The organism is Streptomyces sp. NPDC059142 (genome assembly GCF_042755665.1).
Lineage (GTDB): Bacteria > Actinomycetota > Actinomycetes > Streptomycetales > Streptomycetaceae > Streptomyces.
The window spans coordinates 1-5071 of the sequence record NZ_JBHZDA010000011.1 but is presented as its reverse complement, the minus strand read 5'-3'; the positions used below and the strand labels follow the sequence as shown (position 1 = coordinate 5071).

Here is a 5071-nt window from a genome sequence, read left to right as displayed (position 1 = left end):
CGAGCACGGCGGAGGCGGCGTCGGCCACGCTGCCCGACCCGGCGGAGCCGTCACCTGTCTCTTATACACAACTCCCAGCCCACCAGACGTTAATCAATCTCGGGGGGGGGGGGGGGGGGGGGGTGTGGCGGCGGGGCGCGCGGGGGCGCCCCCCCCACGGCGGCGCGGACCTCGGCGTCGGACAGATCGAGCGGCACGACCATGCCGGGCAGCACGACCTCGTCGTCGAGCGGCAGTACGGGAAGCGTGAGCGGTGTGGACGTGGAAGCCATGGTCTCCCCTTCGGCGTGAACAAGGCGGTGGAGCGGCGGTCGTACGAGGTCCGGGCGAGCAGTCGCCGCAGCAGCCGTACGACACAGACGATCAAGCAAGTTGAGCTATACCGACTCAATGCTTATGAGCCGAGGATTGTTCCCCTGCCGCTGTTCGCTCTGAGCGATCGCTCCGCGCCCTCTGCGTGACCCCACCCCGCGCCGCCGGGAGACGGGGCACCATGACCCCATGGACGGCGACCGTGGGCTGCGCTCCGACGGGACGATCGCCCGCGAAGGCGCCCTGGACCGGGTGACGGCGCCGTTCGCCCCGGTCGTCGGTGCCGCGCGCGCCCGGATCGCCGCGACGTTCGGCGCCCGTCTGCACAGCGCCTATCTGTACGGCAGCATTCCCCGTGGCACGGCCGTCCCCGGGATCTCCGACCTGGACCTTCAGCTCGTCCTCCACGACGAGCCCACCGAGGCCGACCGCGCCGACGCCGCGGCGGCCGGGGCCGCGCTCGACCGCGCCTTTCCCCAGATCGACGGTGTCGGCACCCTGCTGACCGGCGTCCGCGTCCTGCTCGGCGACGTCGAACGCCACGAAGCCGGATTCTTCGTCGCCTGCCTCTGCACGCCCCTGCTCGGCGACGACCTCGCAGAGCGGCTGCCCCGGTACCGCCCCACCTCCCTGCTCGCCCGCGAGACCAACGGCGACCTCGCCCTCGCGCTGCCCCGCTGGGACGCTGCGGCCGCCGCGGCCACCACGGACACCGATCGCCGGGCCCTGAACCGCCGGGTCGGCCGGCGTCTCGTCCGTACGGGATTCACTCTGGTCATGCCCCGCTGGGGCGGCTGGACCAGCGATCTGGACGAGTCCGCCGAGCTGTTCGGCCGCTATTACCCCGGGCGCGCCGGGCAGATGCGCACCGCCGCCGCCCTCGGCCGCACGCCGTCGGCCGATCCGGCGGCGCTCGCTCCGCTCGTCGGGGATCTGGGCCCGTGGCTCGCCGCCACGTACACCTCCGTGCACGGCGAGAAGGCGCCGCGTCCGGCGGCCCTCCGAGCCGTGTGAAACGGGGCGGGCCGACAGGGGCGCCGGACCACTGCTCGCCTCCGCCGCGATCCGGACGGGCATGTACACGCACAGCGACGAGCTGGAGGCGTACGGCCGTACGCCCCCGGGGGCCCCACGGGCGCCGCTCGGGGCGGTAAACCGGATTGTTCTGGTCCACCCCTGCCGACCAGGATGTCCCCACCGGCCGTCACACCGAGGGAGAGGCGCCAGCATGTCCGTACCCGTCCCGGATTCCGGTCCCGTCACGCTCGACCGTCGTGAGGGGCCCCATGGCGAGGTCGTCCTGCGGCGGCGGGGCGAGGAGCTGGAGATCATCGCCAATGGCTGCTTCCTGATGGACACCTCGGACGGCCGCTCGGAGCGGCTGCTGGTCGACGCCGCGCTCGCCGCGCTCGCGCCGGCCGCGGGCTCCGGGGACGCGCGCCCCTCCGTGCTCGTCGGCGGGCTCGGCGTCGGGTTCTCGCTCGCGCACGCCGCCGCCGATCCGCGCTGGGGGGCCATCGCCGTCGTCGAGCGCGAACAGGCCGTCATCGACTGGCACCGGGACGGCCCCCTTACGCGCATTTCGGGCGCCGCGCTCAATGATCCGCGCGTTGTGATCCATCACACCGATCTTGTGAAGTACGTACGAACGACCACGGAGCGTTACGACGCGCTCTGTCTGGACATCGACAACGGGCCCGAGTGGACCGTCACCGAGGACAACGGGAGCCTCTACTCCCCGGCCGGACTCGCCGCGTGCCACGGCCGGTTGAAACCGGGCGGTGTCCTCGCCGTATGGTCGGCGAACCCCTCCCCGAGATTCGGCGAAGCATTGCGGAATGCCGGATTCACCGGGGTAAGGGAGGAAGAGATCCAAGTTGCCCGGGGAGTGCCCGACGTGGTCCATCTCGCTGTTCGCACTGCGTAGCCGGAACCCTCCCGCTGCCTCTACGCTGCTCCCCACACATGAATGTGCATACTTCATGCACAGATCGCGGATCAAGGATCGCGGAACGCGTACCAGGGGCGGGGCGATGGAGCAGACACACACCAGCCAGAACGGGGTCGCGGCGACGCCCGGCGCCCAGCGCCGGGTCCTCGTCGTCGAGGACGACGCGACGATCGTCGACGCCATCGCCGCCCGGCTGCGGGCGGAGGGGTTCCTCGTACAGACGGCGGTGGACGGGCCCGCGGCGGTGGACGCCGCCGAGGCCTGGCAGCCGGACCTGATGGTCCTCGACATCATGCTGCCCGGCTTCGACGGCCTGGAGGTCTGCCGCCGCGTACAGGCGCAGCGCCCGGTGCCGGTGCTGATGCTGACGGCGCGGGACGACGAGACCGACATGCTGGTCGGGCTCGGGGTCGGCGCCGACGACTACATGACCAAGCCGTTCTCCATGCGGGAGCTGGCGGCGCGGGTGCATGTGCTGCTGCGCCGGGTGGAGCGCGCGGCGCTCGCCGCGGTGACGCCGCGCAGCGGCATCCTGCGCCTGGGCGAGCTGGAGATCGACCACGCGCAGCGCCGGGTGCGGGTGCGCGGCGACGACGTGCACCTGACGCCCACCGAGTTCGACCTGCTGGTCTGCCTGGCGAACACACCGCGCGCCGTCCTCTCCCGGGAGCAGTTGCTCGCCGAGGTGTGGGACTGGGCGGACGCCTCGGGCACCCGTACGGTCGACAGCCACATCAAGGCGCTGCGCCGGAAGATCGGCGCCGAGCGGATCCGTACCGTCCACGGGGTCGGCTACGCCCTGGAGACCCCGGCGCCATGACCCGGCCGGGGGACGCGGGAGGCCGGGACGGTGACGGGTACGGTCCGCGCGGGCGTGCGGGCTCCCGGAGTCCGCGCGGAGGCGGGGGCGCCGGGGAGCCGCGGGAGCGCCGGCGGATGTTCGGCGCGTCGGACCGGTCCCTGCCGCTCTTCTCCATCAAGTCCAAGCTGGTCACCCTGGTCGTCGTCTCCGTCCTGATCACCACGGGGCTGCTGATCGTGGCGTCGCGCACGGAGACCGAGCTGCGCTTCATCACGGTCTTCTCGATGATCGCCACGCTGCTGATCACCCAGTTCGTGGCGCACGGGCTGACCGCGCCGCTGGACGAGATGAACACCGTCGCCAAGGGCATCTCGCACGGCGACTACACGCGCCGGGTGCGCGCGGACCGCCGGGACGAGCTGGGCGATCTCGCCTCCACGATCAACCGGATGGCCGACGACCTGGAGGCCGAGGACCGGCACCGCAAGGAGCTGATCGCCAACGTCTCGCACGAGCTGCGCACGCCCATCGCGGCGCTGCGGGCGGTGCTGGAGAACGTGGTGGACGGGGTGTCCGCCGCGGATCCCGAGACGATGCTGACCGCGCTGCGGCAGACCGAGCGGCTCGGCCGGCTGACGGAGACGCTGCTGGACCTCTCGCGGCTCGACAACGGTGTCGTACCGCTGCGCGCGCGGCGCTTCGAGGTGTGGCCGTACCTGTCGGGCGTGCTCAAGGAGTGCAATCTGGCGTCCGCCCACCGCAGCCATGTCGCCGGTTCCGGGTCCGGGAACCACGCCCGTACCGATGTCCATCTGCACCTCGACGTCTCCCCGCCGGAGCTGACGGCGCACGCGGACGCGGAGCGGCTGCACCAGGTGGTCGCGAACCTCGTCGACAACGCGGTCAAGCACAGTCCGCCGCACGGCCGGGTGACGGTGCGCGCCCGGCGCGGGGAGGCGCCCGAGTCACTGGACCTGGAGGTCCAGGACGAGGGGCCGGGCATCCCCGAGCAGGAGCGTCACAAGGTCTTCGAGCGTTTCAACCGGGGCACGGTCGCCTCCCCGCACGGACCCGGCAGCGACGGCGGTACGGGGCTCGGTCTGGCGATCGCGCGGTGGGCGGTGGATCTGCACGGCGGACGGATCGGCGTGGCCGAATCGGCTCGCGGCTGCCTGATACGGGTCACCCTTCCGGGCGTACCCCGGGCACACGCTTGACGTAGGGTTCGAGGGAAAGCACATGATCTCCGGGTACGGAGTCGGGGACGAGCGGGTAACAGGGCCGTGGACCCGCCGTGACTGGGGAGTGGCCGATAAGCGATGTCTTCGGTCACATGCCCCTGGCACTGCGGAACCTGGCTTGTTTCCCGCCATTTCATACGCCGAAACCCGTCGTCGGATGTGACTTGCACGACGATGGCATGCCCGGCCTGCACCTCAGGGCCTGGTAGGCGTAGCCTTGATTCCCGCTGTCCATCACCTTGTGAAGCGGAAGAGGGCGGTTCACGCCGTGTCGTCTCAGTCCCCCAGTAACGCGAGCATCTCGACCGACGAAGCGGGTCAGGGCACCAACCCTGCCGCCGCCTTCGGAGCCAATGAGTGGCTTGTCGACGAGATCTACCAGCAGTACCTCCAGGATCCGAATTCGGTCGACCGTGCCTGGTGGGACTTCTTCGCCGACTACAAGCCGGGCACGCCCGGCGCGTCGGGCAGGTCCGAAGAGGCCACCACGCCCCCTGCGGCCGTCCCGGCCCCGCAGGCCGCCGCGGCCCCGGCACCGGCTCCGGCGAAGGCGGCCCCGGCCGCCGCTCCGGCCCAGGCCGCTCAGGCTCCGGCGCCCGCTCAGGCACCGGCACCGGCGAAGCCCGCCGCCGCGCCCGCCCCCGCGAAGGCGGCGCAGGCCCCGGCGCCCGCCAAACCCCCCGCCGCCGCGGCGAACCGCGAGCCCCCCCACAGCCCCCCCCCCCCCCACGCGCCCCCCCCCCCCCCCCTCGGGCAGCGTCTCGC

General features: G+C 72.4%; 4 protein-coding genes and 2 pseudogenes. 5 read left to right on the top strand and 1 reads right to left on the bottom strand.

Annotation, left to right across the window (positions count from 1 at the left end; genetic code table 11):
* Positions 1-92: 92 nt before the first annotated feature.
* A pseudogene (locus ACFXPK_RS06415) lies at positions 93-272 on the bottom strand (LON peptidase substrate-binding domain-containing protein); the annotation flags it as partial.
* A gap of 229 nt (positions 273-501) precedes the next feature.
* Between ACFXPK_RS06415 and ACFXPK_RS06410 the strand changes: the two are divergent.
* From ACFXPK_RS06410 to kgd, 5 genes and pseudogenes are all read left to right on the top strand, one after another.
* Positions 502-1326 (top strand): nucleotidyltransferase, encoded by an 825-nt coding sequence (locus ACFXPK_RS06410; protein ID WP_385072307.1) that lies wholly within the window; start codon positions 502-504, stop codon positions 1324-1326.
* Between the two features lie 214 nt (positions 1327-1540).
* Positions 1541-2239 carry a spermidine synthase gene (locus ACFXPK_RS06405; protein WP_385072304.1) on the top strand — a complete coding sequence of 233 codons (699 nt, stop codon included), beginning with the start codon at positions 1541-1543 and terminating at the stop codon, positions 2237-2239.
* Between the two features lie 106 nt (positions 2240-2345).
* Entirely contained in the window at positions 2346-3083 is a 738-nt protein-coding gene (locus tag ACFXPK_RS06400) for a response regulator transcription factor (protein WP_384991328.1), read from the top strand.
* Between the two features lie 116 nt (positions 3084-3199).
* Positions 3200-4282: an ATP-binding protein gene (locus ACFXPK_RS06395; protein WP_384991325.1), complete on the top strand. Its 1083-nt coding sequence runs from the start codon at positions 3200-3202 to the stop codon at positions 4280-4282.
* Positions 4283-4574: 292 nt separating this feature from the next.
* A pseudogene (gene kgd / locus ACFXPK_RS06390) lies at positions 4575-5071 on the top strand (multifunctional oxoglutarate decarboxylase/oxoglutarate dehydrogenase thiamine pyrophosphate-binding subunit/dihydrolipoyllysine-residue succinyltransferase subunit); the annotation flags it as partial.